Source organism: Kitasatospora sp. GAS1066B (genome assembly GCF_041262605.1).
Classification (GTDB): domain Bacteria; phylum Actinomycetota; class Actinomycetes; order Streptomycetales; family Streptomycetaceae; genus Kitasatospora.
In genome coordinates this window covers 153095-169807 of sequence record NZ_JBGCCO010000021.1, presented here as the reverse complement: position 1 = coordinate 169807, position 16713 = coordinate 153095, and the positions used below count along the sequence as shown (strand labels likewise).

Annotated in this window: 11 protein-coding genes and 1 pseudogene; 10 read left to right on the top strand and 2 right to left on the bottom strand. The window is 71.0% G+C overall.

Features of this window, described 5'->3' with window-relative positions; genetic code table 11:
• The 3 genes and pseudogenes from ABH937_RS23830 to ABH937_RS23820 form a co-directional block, all read left to right on the top strand.
• Positions 1 to 300, top strand: a pseudogene (locus tag ABH937_RS23830) (glycosyl hydrolase family 32); the annotation flags it as partial.
• Positions 301 to 332: 32 nt separating this feature from the next.
• Positions 333 to 1889 carry a hypothetical protein gene (locus tag ABH937_RS23825; RefSeq protein ID WP_370219398.1) on the top strand — a complete coding sequence of 519 codons (1557 nt, stop codon included), beginning with the start codon at positions 333 to 335 and terminating at the stop codon, positions 1887 to 1889.
• Between the two features lie 193 nt (positions 1890 to 2082).
• Complete coding sequence (locus tag ABH937_RS23820) at positions 2083 to 4215, top strand: UvrD-helicase domain-containing protein (protein WP_370219397.1); 2133 nt, start codon at positions 2083 to 2085, stop codon at positions 4213 to 4215.
• Between the two features lie 309 nt (positions 4216 to 4524).
• Here ABH937_RS23820 and ABH937_RS23815 read toward each other — a convergent pair whose 3' ends face one another.
• Positions 4525 to 4929, bottom strand: a complete 405-nt coding sequence (locus ABH937_RS23815) for a hypothetical protein (protein WP_370219396.1) — start codon at positions 4927 to 4929, stop codon at positions 4525 to 4527.
• A 109-nt stretch (positions 4930 to 5038) separates the two neighbouring features.
• A complete protein-coding gene (locus ABH937_RS23810) occupies positions 5039 to 5809 on the bottom strand; it encodes an MFS transporter (RefSeq protein WP_370219395.1) in 771 nt (256 codons plus the stop codon).
• Between the two features lie 146 nt (positions 5810 to 5955).
• Here ABH937_RS23810 and ABH937_RS23805 point away from each other — a divergent pair, with 146 nt between their 5' ends.
• The 7 genes from ABH937_RS23805 to ABH937_RS23775 all read left to right on the top strand — a co-directional run bounded on the left by ABH937_RS23805 (position 5956) and on the right by ABH937_RS23775 (position 16713).
• Positions 5956 to 6402, top strand: a complete 447-nt coding sequence (locus ABH937_RS23805; protein WP_370219393.1) for a TetR-like C-terminal domain-containing protein — start codon at positions 5956 to 5958, stop codon at positions 6400 to 6402.
• Positions 6403 to 6923: 521 nt separating this feature from the next.
• Positions 6924 to 7163, top strand: coding sequence for a type A2 lantipeptide (locus tag ABH937_RS23800; RefSeq protein ID WP_280692719.1), 240 nt, complete (start codon positions 6924 to 6926; stop codon positions 7161 to 7163).
• A 213-nt stretch (positions 7164 to 7376) separates the two neighbouring features.
• Positions 7377 to 8207 (top strand): HlyD family efflux transporter periplasmic adaptor subunit, encoded by an 831-nt coding sequence (locus ABH937_RS23795; RefSeq protein ID WP_370219392.1) that lies wholly within the window; start codon positions 7377 to 7379, stop codon positions 8205 to 8207.
• 23 nt (positions 8208 to 8230) lie between these two features.
• The gene (locus tag ABH937_RS23790; RefSeq protein ID WP_370219391.1) at positions 8231 to 10516 is read left to right on the top strand and encodes an NHLP family bacteriocin export ABC transporter peptidase/permease/ATPase subunit; all 2286 of its coding nucleotides are present in this window, start codon (positions 8231 to 8233) and stop codon (positions 10514 to 10516) included.
• Position 10517: 1 nt separating this feature from the next.
• Positions 10518 to 13508, top strand: a complete 2991-nt coding sequence (locus ABH937_RS23785; protein WP_370219390.1) for an NHLP bacteriocin export ABC transporter permease/ATPase subunit — start codon at positions 10518 to 10520, stop codon at positions 13506 to 13508.
• 178 nt (positions 13509 to 13686) lie between these two features.
• Positions 13687 to 15483, top strand: coding sequence for a hypothetical protein (locus tag ABH937_RS23780; RefSeq protein ID WP_370219389.1), 1797 nt, complete (start codon positions 13687 to 13689; stop codon positions 15481 to 15483).
• Between the two features lie 27 nt (positions 15484 to 15510).
• Positions 15511 to 16713 carry a hypothetical protein gene (locus tag ABH937_RS23775; protein WP_370219388.1) on the top strand — a complete coding sequence of 401 codons (1203 nt, stop codon included), beginning with the start codon at positions 15511 to 15513 and terminating at the stop codon, positions 16711 to 16713.

The following is a 16713-nucleotide window of genomic DNA, read 5'->3' as shown; positions in this document are numbered from 1 at the left end:
GTGGTGGGCCATGAGGCGGACGGCCGGATGGCTGTCTTCGTCCTGGGGCCCAACGGAAACTCGATCGCGGTCCGTGAGCAGGTCGCGCCGTCGGCTGGCTGGGGTGCCTGGAACGGCTCGTTCGGCACCGCGGCCGCGACCGTGAACGTCAGCCACAACGCCGACGGGCGCATGGAGGTGTTCGCCCTCGCTCCCGGTGGCGCGAACATCTCGCACATCTGGCAGACCGCGCCGAACGGTGGTTGGAGCGCCTGGAACGGCGACGGCACGTTCGGCGGCCCGGCATGGGTCGGCCCGTGACCCATCATTCGAAAGGAGCAGTTGAGACCGAGATGCCATCGTCCAAGCTGTCAACGTCGAGGAACTCAGCGGCCCGCGCGCTGCTGCTCGCCCTCACCCTCCTCCTCGCCCTGGCCGGCACCGGACTCGCGTCCGCCGGCACCGCGTCTGCCGACTCGGCCCTCGGCGGCCCGATCACCCGCAGCGAGATCATCGCCCGAGCCCAGTACTGGGTCGACAACCAGCCGGGCCCCTACGACCAGGGCTCCTACTCACCCGGCCCCGGCGGCGACTTCAACTACCGCCGCGACTGCTCGGGCTACGTGGCGATGGCCTGGCACCTCAACGCCAACGCCTGGACCGGCTCGCTGTCGGACTCGTACTCGTACGCCATCGACCGGAGCGCCCTGCGCCCCGGCGACATCATGGACGACTACAGCGACCACGTCTTCCTCTTCGACCAGTGGCTCGACGCCAACGGCGGCTTCTCCTACTACACCTTCGGCTCGACACCGGTCCAGCACCTGACCGCCAACATCAACGACGCCTCCCTCGACGGCCACCCCAACAGCGCCTACAGCGCCCGCCGTTACAACAACGTCCTCGAGGACAGCGCCGTCAAGCCGCACCCGTACTCCGCCGGCCGGGTGGTCTCCGGCCGCGACGCGGACGGCCGGCTGGAGACCTTCGCCGCGGGCCCGGACGGCATCTGGCACGCCTGGCAGACGGCGGTCAACGGCAGCTGGTCGGACTGGGTCGACACCGGCGGCCCGGCCAACGCCCAGCTGGCGATCGCCCCGAACCAGGACGGTCGGCTGGAGGTGTTCGCGGTGAACGGCACCGAACTCGACCACAGTTGGCAGACCGCCCCGAACGCCGGCTGGTCGGCCTGGGCCAACCTCGGCGGCGGCGGATACCGCGTAGCGGCCGGCAGCAACGCCGACGGCCGGATCGAGCTGTTCGCCTCCAACGACGCCGGCGTCTTCCACACCTGGCAGACCGCACCCAACAGCGCCTTCGCCGCCTGGGCCGGCGTCGGCGGCCCCGCCGACTCGCGGCTGCAGATGGAGAACGCCCCCGACGGCCGCCTGGAGGTGTTCGCCCTGTCGGACACCACTTTCGGCCACCTCTACCAGACCGCGGTCAACGGCGGTTGGTCGTCCTGGGAGAACTTCGGCGGTGGCGGCTACGACCTGACGGTCAATCACAACTCCGACGGCCGCCTCGAAGTGTTCGCCTCCAACAGCACCGGCGTCTTCCACAAGTGGCAGACCACCCCCACCACCTGGTCCGACTGGACCGCCACCACCGCCGGAGCCACCAACTCCGCGCTCTCCTCCGCCCGTTCGGTCGACGGCCGGATCGAGGTCTTCGCCATCAACGGCACCACCGCCACCCACCTCTACCAGACAGCCGTCAACGGCGACTGGTCAGCCTGGGAAACCTTCGGCACCGGCGGCACCCAGATCACGGCCGCCGACAACCAGGACGGCCGAATCGACGTCTTCGCCACCAGCGGCGCCGGCGTCTACCACAAGTGGCAGACCGGCTTCAGCACTTGGTCCGACTGGGCCTGGCTGAACTCCACCGCCGGCCCGTCGCTCGCCTGACGCTCAGCCCGCGCCGCAGGCGGCCGTCGTGACCTCGCACCCCGGTGACGAGGCTGCGGGGCCGCCTGCGGCGCGGCTTCGGCGTCCTGTTGATCAGCTGAACATGGCTGCCCACCGATTCGGCTGAGCCCCTGTGGGATCTTGCTCATCGCACTATGATCATTACGCTGTGTGTCGATCGTGGGGGGTGTCGATGGCTGCAGGTGGATCAGCTTGGCGTCGGGCGCAGGACGCTCGACAGCGGGAGGCGAAGCTGCGTGAGCAGATGCAGGCTGCGCGATCGGAGGCGCGCCGCTGGCAAGCGGCAAGCGAGGGTGAGCGACTGGTGGCGGCCAGGCTGCTGTTCCTCACCGAGCAGGGCTGGCGGTTGCTGGTAGACCGCCGCTGGCCGGGCACGGCCGCGGCGAACGTGGACATGCTGCTGGTCGGGCCGAGCGGCGTATACGTCGTGGACGTCAAGAACTGGCGATCCGAACCCGAGGTGGCGGGCGACCAGTTGCGTGCCGGTGGTCAGAACCGGGACGACGAGCTTGCGAAGTTGACGGCGGTGACGCGGTTGGCGGAGCGTGTGGTTGGTGAGCTCGGCCTGTCGCCGGTAGCGGTCCGTCCGCTCATGGTCTTCGCGGGCCACCGGCTGAACCGGCGTCTGGGAGCCGTGCAGCTCCTGGGCGAGCAGGAAGCGGCCCCGGCCCTGCTGAGTGAGCCAACCCGCCTGAAGGCGGCTGCTGTTCGAGCCATCGGGGATCACCTTGAGCGGGCCTTTCCGGCGTACGAAACCGTGGTCGTCCCGGCGACACCGATGCCCGCGGAGCCCGGCCAGGCCAGTGTGCCGGCCGGCGCCGATGCTCTCTTCGACGTTGAGGACATCCGGGAGGCGGAGTTCGCCGCCGCACGGCAGGCCCCCATCGAGCAGTGGATGACCTTCCTGCATCCGGACCAAGTCGCCCTGGTACGACGCAACTGGGCCGGCCCTGCCCGTATCAGTGGCCCTGCGGGCACCGGCAAGACCGTCGTGGGACTCCACCGTGCCGCGCACCTCGCCCGACGCACAGCCGGCCGCATCCTCTACGTCACCTACGCCAACAATCTCCCGCGCGTCCAACGCACCTTCCTGCAGACCATGGCCCCCGCCATCAGCGACCGGGTCGAGTTCAGCAGCCTCCACTCCTGGACCCAGAGCTACCTGCGCGAGCACGGTATGCCGTCTCATCTGCACGGCGACCGCGCGCGTTCGGCCTTCAGCCTCGCCTGGCTGCGCGCCGGCCGTGATGGTGTGCTCGCCACGATCGACGCCACCTCCCACTACTGGCGCGAGGAGATCGACTACGTCATCAAAGGCCGGGGCATCACCACCTTCGAGCAGTACGCGGTCCTGCCGCGCCGCCGCCGGCGCGTGACCCTGCGCCGCAACCACCGCGAAGCTGTCTGGGCCCTGTACGAGGAGTACGAACGCCTGCGCACGCAACGCGGTGTCCACGACTTCAACGACATCCTCACTCTTGCCCTCGGCCATCTGCGCACCACGCAGGCCGCACCCCCGTACGCCGCGGTGATCACTGACGAGATCCAGGACCTCACCCTCACCGGGCTGCGACTGCTTCACGCTCTCGCCGGCGACGTCCCCAACGGCCTGCTTCTGATCGGCGACGGCCAACAGGCGGTCTATCCGGGAGGCTTCCGTGTCAGTGAGGCCGGCATCGATATCCGCGGCGATCGGGGGCAGGTACTGCGCACCAACTACCGCAACGCGAAGGAGATCCTGGAAGCAGCGCTCGCCGTCGTCCAGGGCGACGACTTCGAGGACCTGGACGGACAGCGAAGTCCCGGGCGGCGCGACATCGACCCGTCGTATCGTGCGGGTCAGGTCATTCGGAGCGAGAGCCGAACGCTGGCGGAGCACGACCAGGCCCTACTGACCGCACTGCGCACTCACGGCCACCCGACTCCTGACGACCACGCCGAGGCGGCTGACACGACAGGTTGGGGTGACTGCGCCTTGCTGTGCTCGTCCTGGCAGCACCTGCACCACTACCAGCGGCTTCTCATCACGGCGGGAATCCCGGTCATCTCGCTCGACCAGTACGAGGGTCGGCCGGTCCACGCGGTGAAGCTCGGCACCTACCGCCGTTCCAAGGGCCTGGAGTTCAAACAGGTCTACCTGCCGCAGTACGACGACTTCCTGCAGACGACGGACGCTGAGAGGGAACTCGCCGAGGAGCACGCGGAGCTGGCGCGCAGCCAACTCTTCGTCGCCATGACTCGAGCCCGTGATCGCCTCTGGCTGGGGGCAGTGAACGCGTCGGGCACTGAAATTTCCACAAGCTGATGGCGAAGGGCGCGGCCGGACGGACTCCCGCGCATGTTGGTCGCCCTGCGCGTCTTCGCGTCGTCCAGCGTTGTGCAACAAGCGATCCGGCCCCTACCGTTCACGGCCCTCGCATCCGAGATCGCCGGGCTGTGCGGGCCCGGAGTCGTGCTGCCAACGACGTAGCGGTCAACATCTGACGCCCTGCCCGAACGACGACGTCGGCTCCCAAGACCACAACCGGGTCTTGGGGGCCGACGTCACGCGAGCGCCCGGAATCAGCCAACAGCATCCAGGGGCCGGGCGCCCGTCGCATTTCCTGACGCTACGTCAGCCTCTGCCGTCTGTCTGGTTGTAGACGCGGTCGATCCTCCCGGCCTGGATCGTCATGCCGTGGATGCCGCCGTTGATCGTGTTGTTGTACACCGTGCCGCTCTCGATCCGCACCAACTTCGCCTGGCCTTCCCAGGCGGTCAGCTCACCGGCGAACTCCGGGTCCATCGCCGCCCGCATCCCCAGCGCCATGCTCAGCTGCTGGGCCAGCGCCGGATCGGCGGGCGCCTGCTCGAGCGCGACGAGCTCCGCCTCCCCGCTGCTCGCGGCCGGCAGGTGCGCGGGCCGCTGGAACGGGCGCCGCACCAGCTTCCAGGCCCCCTCCAGCGCCTGCTTGCCCGCCTCGCCGCCCGCCCCGCCCGCGAACGCCGCGAGCAGCATGCTCACCGAAACCGGATCCACCGTGCACCCCTCCCTGTCGAGCTTCTGCCCCCAACCCTACGACCCCGAGCGGCTGACTGACCATCAGCCAGCCCGCACCGGCCCGGCCCGTGCCCGCCCGGCGCCCCGGTCAGGGCCTGACAGCTGAGCCGGCCGACCCATCCCCGCGCAGCAGCAGAGAGGCCGCGAGGCCGAGCAGGGCGATGCCGGCGCTGACCGTCCAGGCTGTCAGGTAGGCCTGGTGGCCGCCGCCCTGGGCGGTCAGGAACGCGGCGGTGGCCGCGGAGCCGACTGCGGTGGCGAGGCTGACGAGCAGTTCGAAGAGCCCCGCGCCGGCCGCCGTCTCCTCGGCCCGCACGCTGTCGACCACGAGGATGCGGGCGGCTCCGGAGATCAGTCCCATGCCGGCGCCGCAGAAGGCGAGCGTGACCGCGAGGTCGGCGGCTGCCGAGTGCCGCAGCAGCAGTCCTGCCGTGCCGAGGACGACGAGTGCCGCGCCCAGGACGGTGACCCTGCGGTAGCCGATGGCCCGCCCGAGCCTGCTGCTGCAGGCGCTGAGGAGGGTCATGCCGCAGAAGGCGGGCAGCAGGACCAGGCCGACCGAGGAGGACGGCAGCCCGAGCCCGTTGGAACCGGTGAGGTAGGTCGAGTAGGACACCTGCCCGCCGAGGACGATGTAGTGGACGCGGGCGCCGACCGCGAAGACCGGCAGCAGGCGCGGCCGCAGCAGTCGGCGCACATCGATCAGCTGCGTGGGGGTGCGTAGTTGGACCATCACCCAGACGGTGAGGAGCAGCGTGCCCGCACCCAGGCAGCCGACGGTGCCGGGCGATCCCCAGCCCCAGCTCGCGCCGTCGTGCAGGGCCAGCACGGCGAGGACCAGAGCCGTTGCCAGCAGCACGGCACCAGGCCAGTCGACGCGAGCCACCGGTGGTGTGCGCTCGGACCTGGCGCTGCGTCCCGTCCACAGCAGGCCGAGGCCCACGACTGTGCCGACGGCCGGCACCCACAGCACCGCGCTGATGCCGGCCGTCGGCAGCAGCAGGGATGAGCAGGCGCTGCCTGTTCACCAAGGTCACCACCGACCTGCTCCGGGAACTCGACGAGCGACTGCACCCGCTCGTCGAGGAGACCGAGGTCGGCTTCACCGGCAAGCCGCTGCTGGAGCTGTTCCGCCACGCGGAGCAGGAGCGCGACCTGTACCGCGTCATCCTGCGCGGCGAGGGCGACGGCAAGGCGCTGCGCACCTTCAGTGACGGATCGGTGCGTCGAGTCGCGGCCGTGTTCAGCACCCGCGCCGACCACACCCGCGTCGAACCGCGTCTCCCCGCGGAACTGCTGGCCCGCGCCTGGGTCGGTGAGCAACTGTCGGTCCTGCACTGGTGGCTCGAACAGGACACCCCGCCCATGCCGGCCGAGGAAGCCACCCGCATGCTGCTGGACCTCGCGATCCACGGCCGCTTCTGGGCCAGCGGCTTCACCACCCCGTCCTGACGCCGCACCTGCGCTGATCGCCCGCCTGTGCATGTCATGTGGTGCACGGGCGAGGGTTCGTGGGGGACGCCCGCAGGGGCGTGGAGCCGCCGCCGTGCCGCTCGGCAGGGCGAGCGGATCTCCATGATTCCAGCCTTCTGTGACGCAAGTGCGAGCGAAAGGCGAATCCGACCGGTATCCGGACAAAGCACCCTCAAAACCGGACAGAAGCCCGCAGGTCGGGTCCGCTCTGGCGCACCCGCGAGAATTGTCACTGATATTGCGTGAAGATCTCGTCGACCTCTGATGACCATTGCCCGGTGCCGGCGGAACGCCTTGCCGCAACGTTCACCGAAACTCCGATGGGCCGGCTGGACGGGCCTCCTGCCGGCGTGGTTGGATTTCGCGTCAGCAACGGTCATTGCGGCGATTTCGGGTTTCCGAGATTCCATGCCACCGTGGCAGTCGGCCGGATCGGCTTTCCGTCCAGCCGGCCGACGACAACTCAGAAACACTCAGTGCTATGAAGGGAACAGCGCATCATGCGTAACGACTTCGCCTCCCAGATCGAGACCCGCGAGATCTCCGACAGTGACCTGGACAACGTTTCCGGTGGCATCGCCGCCGGCGTCTCCGCGCTGGGCGTCGGCGCCGGTGTCAATGTCGGTCTCGGCGACCTTCTCGGGACGGTCGAGTCCATCGTGCCCGTTTCGCAGGTCACCGGCCTGGTCTCGAACGTCACTGGCCTGGCCGGCGTGAACACCATGGGCCTCGGTCTCTGACCCAGGCGCCTGCCGTGGACCCCGGCTGCCCCCCGATTCCGGGGTCCACGGACCTCACCGCCACCTCAACGCGGTAGCTGAATGCCGCAGATCAATTCGGTAGCTGAACGCGTCAACGGCAGTCGAATGCCGCAGGAGAATCCTGCGGTCGAATGTTGCAGACGAATGCCTCAGGCGAAAGCGCCGGACGAACGTCGTTGAAGGATCAGTTCCGTGCAGTTCCGCCAGCAGGCGCTTTCCAAGCTGCAATCGCGTGAAGAGCTCGACATACCGGTGCGCTTCGCCCGGCCGCAGGGTTGGCTCGTATTGGCCGTGACGGCGGTCGTCATGGCAGCCGCCTGTTCCTGGGCGGTGCTCGGGACGGTGTCGTCAAAGCTGAGCGCACCCGGAATCCTGACCCATGCGGAGGGCAGCTACGTCCTGCAGAGTCCGGTCGCCGGTCAGGTCACCGCGGTATTCGCCAACGAGGGCGACACGCTGCCCGTCGGCGCGCAGCTGTTCAGCGTTCACACGGGCCAGGGGACGGGTCAGGGCACGGGGCAGGCGGACACGACCGTGCGCATGGTGGCGGCGGGTCGGGTGACCGCGCTGTCGGCCAAGATCGGTGCGGTGGTCGCCACCGGCGCGGATCTGGCGACCGTCGAGCGGATCGACCATGCCGACGACCCGATCGTGGCGCTGCTGTACGTGCCGGGCGGCAGTGCATCGACGGTGCCGGTGGGCGCGGCGGTGGACCTGAGCGTCCAGTCGGCGCCGGCACAGCAGTTCGGGGTGCTGCGAGGCCACGTCAAGGCGGTCGGCCGGGTCCCCCAGACGCAGCAGCAGATCACCGGCTTCCTCGGGGACGGCCAGTTGGGCGAGCAGTTTTCGGCTCAGGGCCAACCCGTGGTGGTCCTGGTCGAGTTGGACCGGTCGGCCGGCACGAGGTCCGGCTACGCGTGGTCGTCGGCGAGCGGTCCGCCGGATCCGATCGAATCCATGACCTTGGTCAGTGGTGCCGTGCACCTGGCCGCGCAGCATCCGATCGATTGGCTCTTTCCTTGACCGCGCAGCACAAGCCGACGCCGATGCCGACGCGGAGGCGGACGCCCGCGCCCACGCCGACGCGCAGGAAGCAGAAGCCGAAGAAGCAGAAGGCCGTCCGCACCCCCACCATCCTTCAGATGGAAGCCGTGGAGTGCGGCGCCGCCGCACTGGCCATGGTGCTCGGTCATCACGGCCGGCACGTCCCCCTCGAGGAACTGCGCATCGCCTGCGGGGTCTCCCGCGACGGCTCCAGGGCCAGCAACGTGCTCAAGGCGGCCCGTGGGTTCGGCCTCGACGCCAAGGGCATGCAGATGGAGCCGAGCGCCCTGGCCCAGGTGCGGGCGCCGGCCATCCTGTTCTGGGAGTTCAACCACTTCGTCGTCTTCGACGGCATGGGACGGCGCTTCGGCCGGCGCGGTGTGCACCTCAACGACCCCGCCCGGGGCCGCCGGTTCGTCTCGCCCGAGGTGTTCGACGCCAGCTTCACCGGTGTGGTGCTGACCTTCGAACCCGGCGCCAGGTTCCGCCGAGGCGGCCGGAAGCCGGGCATCCTGCGTTCGCTGCCGGCCCGGCTGCGCGGCACCACGGGCACCCTGCTGGCCGCCCTGGCCGCCAGCTTCCTGCTGGTGGCCGTCGGTGCGGCGGCGCCGGCCGTGAGCCGGACGTACATCGACACGTTCGTGGTCGGGGGCAGCGGCCCGGGCGGCAACCAGTCCTCCCTGCTGCCGGTGCTCTTCGCCTCGATGGCCGCGCTGGTGCTGCTGACCGCCGTGCTGACGGGCCTTCAGCAGGCGAACCTGCTGCGCGGCCGGATCATCGCGTCGACCCTGAGCAGCGCCCGCTTCCTGCGGCATCTGCTCCGGCTGCCCGTCACGTTCTTCGCCCAGCGCAACCCGGCCGAGCTCGTGCAGCGGCTGCAGTCCAACGACGCGGTGGCCGAGACGCTGGCCCGAGACCTCGCCGCCGCCGGCGTGGACGCCCTGGTCGTGGTCCTCTACGCGGTCCTGCTGTGGACCTACGACCCGCAGTTGACCCTGATCGGGGTGGCCGTCGCGCTGCTCAACGTGGTGGCGATGCGGGTGGTGGTCCGGATCCGGGCCACCGGCACCCAGCGGCTGCTCGCGGACAGCGCCCGGCTGACCAACACCTCGTACAGCGGGCTTCAGTTGATCGAGACGATGAAGGCCACCGGGGGCGAGAACGGGTACTTCCGTCGCTGGGCGGGCCAACACGCGACCACCCTGGACGGACAACAGCGACTCGGCGTGCCGAGCGCGGTGCTGGCCGTCGTCGCTCCCACGCTGGCGGCGCTGAACAGTGCGCTCATCCTGTTGATCGGCGGGCTTCGAGCGGTGGAGGGCCATATCTCGATCGGCCTGCTGGTGGCCTTCCAGACGCTGATGACCAGCTTCACCGCGCCGGTCACCCGGCTGAACGGGGTGGCGGGCCGGGCCCAGGACTTCGCGGCCGACGTGTCCCGGCTCAAGGACGTCGAGAACTTCCCGGTGGACTCCCGGTATTCGGTCAACCCGCCCAGCTCGCGCAACTCGGCCAACCCGTCCAGCTCGCGAGACGCGCAGCAGGAGCCGGCCGCCGATACCCGCAGGCTCAGGGGACACGTGACGCTGGAGGGCGTCACCTTCGGCTACAGCCCGCTCGACCAGCCGCTGCTCACCGACTTCTCCCTGTCGGTCGGGCCGGGCCGGCAGGTCGCCCTCGTCGGTGGCTCCGGGAGCGGCAAGTCCACCGTGTCCCGGTTGATTTCGGGCCTCTACAGCCCGTGGGAGGGCACGATCCGGATCGACGGAGAGCGGCTGGAGGAGATCTCCCGCGGCTCGCTCTCCGCCTCGGTCTCGTTCGTCGACCAGGACGTCTTCCTCTTCGAAGGCACCGTCCGCGACAACGTGACGCTGTGGGACCCGTCGATATCCGACGAGGCCGTCATCGCCGCCCTGAAGGACGCCGCCGTCCACGACGTGGTCTCCCGGCGACCCGGCGGCATTCACAGCCGGGTGGAGCAGGACGGCCACAACTTCTCCGGCGGCCAGCGGCAACGGCTGGAGATCGCCCGGGCTCTGGTGCGCCGGCCCAGCGTGCTGGTCCTCGACGAGGTGACCAGCGCGCTGGACGCCGAGACCGAGCAGGTGATCATCGACAACCTGCGGCGCCGTGGCTGCGCCTGCGTCCTGATCGCGCACCGGCTGAGCACGGTGCGCGACAGCGACGAGATCGTCGTGCTGGACCACGGGACGGTCGTCGAACGCGGGCGCCACGAGGAGCTGGTGGCCGCCGGCGGGCCGTACGCCGAGCTGGTCGGGGAGCGTTGACATGACATCCGTTCACCATCCGCCGGCCACCGGCGACTTGGTGGTCGGTGCCCTGGGCGGCCTGGGCACCCTGGTCGACTGCGCGAGCTCGCGCAGCCTGCGGCTGGAGGGGCCGCAGGTGCTCTGGCTGGTCGCGGACGGCGCGATGGACCTCTTCGCGGTCGACGCCGTCAACCAGGGCAGCTGGCACTTCCTCGGCCGGCTCGAGACGGGGGCCCTGCTGCTCGGGCCGGTCGACGGCCCGCAACACACCCTCGTCGGCCGGCCTTTGCGGGGCTGCGTGCTGCGCCGGATCGAGTTCAGGGAGCTGTTCCGGCCCGAGTACGAGTACAACTACGAGCACCAGTACCAGTACCAACAGTACGGCGACCAGTGGTCGCCCGACGGCGGTGAGCCGGTCCTCAGCCCGCTGGAGGACGCGTTCGCCCGCGGCATCGGACGCGGCCTGCGCGTCCTGTTCGAGATGCCCGGTCCCGGCTCCGACGCGCCGGTGGGCGGGTACGAGCCGGCCGACGAGAACATCCTCTGGATGCCGGTGGATCCCGGCAGCCTGCAGTACGGTGCCCCGATGAGCCAGGAGGGCGCCTGGGACCTGCTCATCGACGGCGCGCTGTGGCAGCGCCTGATCAACCAGCAGTCGCGGCTGCTGCTCGCGCTGGACCGCTGGATCGAGCAGCTGGATCGTGCGCACGAGGACCGGACCGCCGCCGGCATCAAGGCCGGTGAAGCCGTGCGCGCGCACGCGGATCAGGCGTTGCTGGCCTCGATCGACGGGCCCGACAGGTCCGGCCGGCCCGCGAAGGCCGGCAGGTCCGCGAAGGGCAGCAGGTCCGCGAAGGCCGGTAAGTCCGCCAGGTCCGCCAGGTCGGGGAGTGCCGCAGGTGACCACGGCGCGGGCGGCGAGGACGCGACCCTCGCCGTCTGCCGCCTGGTGGCCGAGGCGGCCGGGATCAAGGTCGTGGAGCCTGCGGCGGGTGGTTCGTCGGCGGGTGGTTCGGCGGCGGATGGTTCGTCGATCAGCCGGCTCAACCCGGTCGAGCGCATCGCCCTGAGCTCCCGATTCCGTACCCGGGTGGTCACGTTGGGCGGGCGCTGGTGGCGAGAGAACACCGGCCCGCTGGTGGGCCAGCGGGCCGCCAGTGGCGCCCCGGTCGCGCTGCTGTGGCGTCGCGGCCGGTACGAGGCGGTGGAGCCGGTCACCGGCAGGCGCACCCGGATCGACGCGGCGAGTGCGGACCAGTTCGAACCGCGCGCCGTCATGTTCTACCGGCCGCTGCCCGAACAGGCCCTGTCCGCCTGGCGGTTGCTCGGGTTCAGCGTTCGCGGCACCCGCGCCGACCTGCGCAACCTGATCCTGGGCGGCCTGGTCGCGGTCGGCCTCGGCACCCTGGTGCCGATCGCGACCGGACAGGTGCTCGGCGCCTACGTGCCGCAGGGCGAGAACGGCCTGATCGTCCAGACCGCACTGGCGGTCGCGGCCGCCACCCTCGTCTCCGCCGCCTTCATGCTGCTGCAGAACATCTCCATCCTGCGGCTGGAGGGGCGGATCGAGGCCACGCTCCAACCGGCCGTCTGGGACCGGCTGTTGCGCCTGCCGACCAGGTTCTTCGCCGAGCGTTCCACCGGCGAGCTGGCCGGCGCGGCGATGGGCATCAGCGCGATCCGCCGCGTGCTGTCCGGCATCACGTCGGTGACCGTGCAGGCCGGCACGGTCGGGGCGGTGAACCTCGTTCTGCTGCTCTGCTACAGCCCGCTGCTGGCGCTGGCGGCGATCGCCCTGCTGATCGTCATCGCCTCGCTCTTCCTGGGCCTGGGCATGTGGCAGCTCCGCTGGCAGCGCCGGTTGATCAAACTCAACCACAAGCTCAACAACCAGGCCTTCCAGACGCTCCGCGGCCTGCCCAAGCTGCGGGTCGCCGCGGCGGAGAGCTTCGCCTACGCCGCCTGGGCAAGGGAGTTCGCCCGCAGCCGCGAGTTGCAGCAGCGGGTCGGCCGGATCAAGAACCTGATCACGGTGCTCAACGCGGTCTATCTGCCGCTCTGCACGCTCCTCATGTTCGTGCTGCTCGCGGGCCCGGCCCGCGGGAGCCTGTCGGCGAGCGGCTTCCTGACCTTCAACACCGCGGTGACGATGATGTTGACCTCGGCGACGCAGCTCACCGGCGCGCTCATCTCGGCCGCCGCCGTCCTGCCGATGTTCGAGCAGATCAAGCCGGTGCTCCAGGAGCTTCCGGAGGTCCGCGGTGGTAGTGCCCAACCCGGCACGCTGGCCGGCGGGATCGAGGTGCGGCAGCTCTCCTTCCGGTACGCCGAGGACGGGCCGCTGGTTCTCGACAACGTGTCGTTCCAGGTCCAGCCAGGAGAGTTCGTCGCGATCGTCGGGGCCAGCGGCTGCGGCAAGTCGACCCTGCTCCGGTTGCTCATCGGCTTCGACCGACCGGCCTCGGGCAGCGTGCTCTACGACGGCCAGGACCTCGCCGCCCTCGATCAGGCGGCCGTCCGCCGGCAGTGCGGTGTCGTCCTGCAGAACGCCCAGCCGTTCACCGGCTCCATTCTGGACAGCATCTGCGGCGCCGAGCTGTTCTCGCTGGAAGAGGCCTGGGAGGCGGCCGAGATGGCCGGCCTGGCCGAGGACATCAAGCTCATGCCGATGGGCATGCACACCGTGCTCTCTGACGGCGGCGGCACCGTCTCCGGGGGACAGCGACAGCGGCTGATGATCGCGCAGGCCCTGATCCGGCGGCCACGCGTGCTCTTCTTCGACGAGGCCACCAGCGCCCTGGACAACGAGACTCAGCGCATCGTGATCGCGAGCACCCGCAAGCTGCAGGCCACCCGCATCGTCATCGCCCACCGGCTGTCCACCGTGCTGGACGCCGACCGCGTGATCGTCATGTCGGAGGGCCGGGTCATCCAGCAGGGGCCGCCGACCGAACTGCTGGCCGACCGGGGCGGCGTGTTCCACGAGCTGGTCCGCCGTCAGATCGGCTGACCTGCCGCACGGTTCTCGCAGGTCAGGACGGGCAGTCCGTATCCGTACCATCAACCATGTGTCAGAACGCTCGTGCCACACAGGTGCGTTGTGCCAACATGAGGAGGCTGTCGGGGGGCAGCGCAGGTTTTCGACCGGGTCTCACGAAGGCCCGTGCAGGTGAGTTGGGGGACAATCGATGAGCGGGGGCTTACGCGGCCCGGACCGGGCCTGCCCGGTCTGCTGCAGCCCGGCGGACAGCGGCAGCCGCTGTCCGGTCTGCGCTTGGCGGCTCGAGGGCGATCACTTCCTCGGCGCACCGGTCGAGGAGGACGTCCGGTGCGAACGCGAGGCGCTGCGTGCCGCGCGCGATCAGTGGGACGCCCGAGCGACCGCCCTTGCCGCACGGGCCGCGGTGGGCGGCGTCGACGGCGAGAGCTGGGACCGCCTGCTGGCGGAGCTGGTCGCGAAGCCCGACGCGGTGCTCTGGTTCGTCGAGCTGACCGCCGAGCGGGTCGGCCTGATCAAGGCGGGCACGGACCCGAACGGCATCCCCTGGGCCGAGGAGGTCGGCGGTGCGGCCTGGGGCTCGATCGTCCCCGAATTCGCCGCCGACCCCGCCGTCCGCGCCTTCCAGCTGGCCGGTGGCATCGGCGCCGGTCCGCCGGTCGACCGTGTCGCCCTCGACCGCGGCGTTCGCCGGCTGCTGGGAACCCTGCTGCCGCCGGCGGCCGGTCAGCGGACCGTCCTGCTGTCGGAACGCCCGGACTGGCTCCTGCCGGCCCGCGCCGCGGCCGTGGTGCGGTCGCTGCGGGCGCCTGACGCGCAGGTCGGGCCCACCGCCGGCGGTACTGCGGGGGTTCGGCGACTGTTGCGGAGCGTGCCGCTGCGACGCGACCACGAGCTGTTGCTGGCCGCCGTCGACGCGCACAGCGGTGCGGTGCGGCCGCAGACCACGACGCTCTTCCGGGCCGGCGCGCGACTGCCGCTCGGGGAGACCGCCGCCGTGGCGCTCACCGTGTACGGCGGCCCGGACGAGGGTGCCGTGGTCACCCTGCCGGTGCTGGCCGGACACGAGGCCGACGCTGACGTCGGCACCGGCACCCGGGCCAGCGTCGTGTCGGCGCACCGCGTCAGCTTGCCGGGGCTGCGGCCGGCCGAGCTGGTCTTCGTGCTGCACGGGCCGGGCGAAGTCGAGGTGCGGTTGCCGGACGGTACGGCGGCCGAACCGGCCGGCACCGTCGACCTCGCCGAGCTGATCGACAGCCTGCCGCGGCGGCTGCGCCGACCACCTCGCCTCGAACTCTTCCTCGCCGTCGAGCTCTCCTACGCGGCCTCACCGGACGAGGTGGTCGAGCGGCTCGGCTTCACCCGTGAACTGATCGCGGCGCTGGCGGGCCCGCAAGGCGCCGCCGCGCGCCCGGCCGTCGGTGCGGTGGGCTACTACGACCACGGCGTCCGCGAGAGCCCCTACGCGCCGCGGCACACCCTGCTGCACACCGTTCCGCTCGGGACGCCCGGGGTGGCGCTGGCCGCGCTCGCCGAGTGGCAGCCGAGCCGGCGCCGCCAGGACACCGCCGCCGCGCTGGAGGACGCGCTCAGGGCGGTGCGCCTGATGGCGACCCCGACCGCCGACGCCGCACCGAGCACCGAGCGCCGCGTCGTCGTCCTCGGCGGTCGGCCACCAGGGCAGCCGACCCAGCACGGGCACGTCCCGGCCTGCCCGCTCGGCGTCGACTGGCGGACCGAGCTGGCGGCGCTGCGCACCCACGGCATCGACGTGCTGGTGCGGCGCGACAGCCTCCCGGACCAGCCGCCGACGGACCGCGTGCGCCGTCTGCTGCAGCAGTACGGCGCACAGTCCTGGGCGGAGCTGGGCGCCGACGGATCCCTCGACCAGCGGCTCCCTCCGGCCTCGGTCGCCCGCCGCCTGCTGCCCGCCTGGCGGGCCGAAGGCCCGCCCTGTGGGCTCGCGTTGGCCCACCCTCTGCTCTGATCCGCAGTCCTGCCGAGGAGGCAGCCGATGTCGTCCAGCAAGCCGTTCGGGACCGATCCGGACCAGCAGAAGAGCCCCGACGAGGGCACCGGCGGGCCGTCCTGGGACGGGCCCGGGTCCGGCAACTCCTCGCGTTCCCAGGGCTCGCGGGCGGCGAACCCACCGCTCGGTCCGAACGCGCCCGGGTCCTTCGGCACCGCCGTCCCAGGGGCGTCGCAGTCCATGGACGGGCACACCGGGGCGGCCACGATCCCGCGGTCCCCTCGGGACGGCGGCCAGGGCCCGGCCACCGTCCGGATCGGCCTTTGGGGGGCGCCGCGCTCGGGCAAGACCACCTTCCTCGCGTCGCTGCCGATCGCCGCCATGCAGCACGCCCGCAACGAGCGCGGCAACTGGGTCGTCAGCGGGGTCGGCAACTCGGCCGTCGACTTCCTGAACGGCAGCGTCAACCAGCTCACCGTGGAACGCGGTTTCCCCGGCGCGACGGTGGGCGTGCAGGGCATGACCTGGTCGTTCCAGGGCGAGGTGCCAAGGCAGCTCGGCGGGATCCGCCAAGTGGGCTTCGAGCTCGACATCCACGACGTCAGCGGCGAGTCGTTCCGGCCCGAACACCCCCAGCACGCCGCCATCGTGAACCAGCTGGCCGACGCCGAGGGGCTGATCTACCTCTTCGACCCGCTACTCGACGGTGAACCGGCCACCCAGAGCGTGAGGTTCTTCCACGCGACGCTCAACGCGCTCTACTCCCGGGTGCGGGAGCAGCGCGGCCTGCTGCGGGGCCGGCTGCCGCACCAGGTCGCCGTCTGCGTGGCCAAGTTCGACGACCCGGAGCTCTTCCGGCCCTCGGTGGAGGCCGGTTGGGTGACGCAGGACGACGTCGGGGCGCGGCTGCCGCAGGTGCCCGAACACCTGAGCGCCGGCTACTTCGCCTGGCTCTGCGACACCTTCCGCGGCTCCACCACCAGACTCGTGCGGGACGCGCTGAACACCAACTTCCACCCCGACCGGATCAGCTATCACGCCATCTCCGCCATCGGCTTCCGGCTGAACGAGGCGGGGATCTTCGACTACCGGTCCTACGCCAACGTCGAACTGGTCGACGGGCAGCCGCGGATCGCCACCGTCCCGCAGCCGCTCAACGTCCTGGACCCGGTGATCGCGCTGGAGCGCAGGATCAGCGGCGACCGCGCCGGAGCCGGCGGCGGTCGCCGCCGGCTCTGGCGTCGGTGA

What these genes read in the sequence shown, in the direction of transcription:
- ABH937_RS23825 (WP_370219398.1), top strand. Translation starts at nt 333, where the DNA reads ATGCCATCGTCCAAGCTGTCAACGTCGAGGAACTCAGCGGCCCGCGCG.
- ABH937_RS23820 (WP_370219397.1), top strand. Translation starts at nt 2,083, where the DNA reads ATGGCTGCAGGTGGATCAGCTTGGCGTCGGGCGCAGGACGCTCGACAG.
- ABH937_RS23805 (WP_370219393.1), top strand. Translation starts at nt 5,956, where the DNA reads ATGAGCAGGCGCTGCCTGTTCACCAAGGTCACCACCGACCTGCTCCGG.
- ABH937_RS23800 (WP_280692719.1), top strand. Translation starts at nt 6,924, where the DNA reads ATGCGTAACGACTTCGCCTCCCAGATCGAGACCCGCGAGATCTCCGAC.
- ABH937_RS23790 (WP_370219391.1), top strand. Translation starts at nt 8,231, where the DNA reads ATGCCGACGCGGAGGCGGACGCCCGCGCCCACGCCGACGCGCAGGAAG.
- ABH937_RS23785 (WP_370219390.1), top strand. Translation starts at nt 10,518, where the DNA reads ATGACATCCGTTCACCATCCGCCGGCCACCGGCGACTTGGTGGTCGGT.
- ABH937_RS23780 (WP_370219389.1), top strand. Translation starts at nt 13,687, where the DNA reads ATGAGCGGGGGCTTACGCGGCCCGGACCGGGCCTGCCCGGTCTGCTGC.
- ABH937_RS23775 (WP_370219388.1), top strand. Translation starts at nt 15,511, where the DNA reads ATGTCGTCCAGCAAGCCGTTCGGGACCGATCCGGACCAGCAGAAGAGC.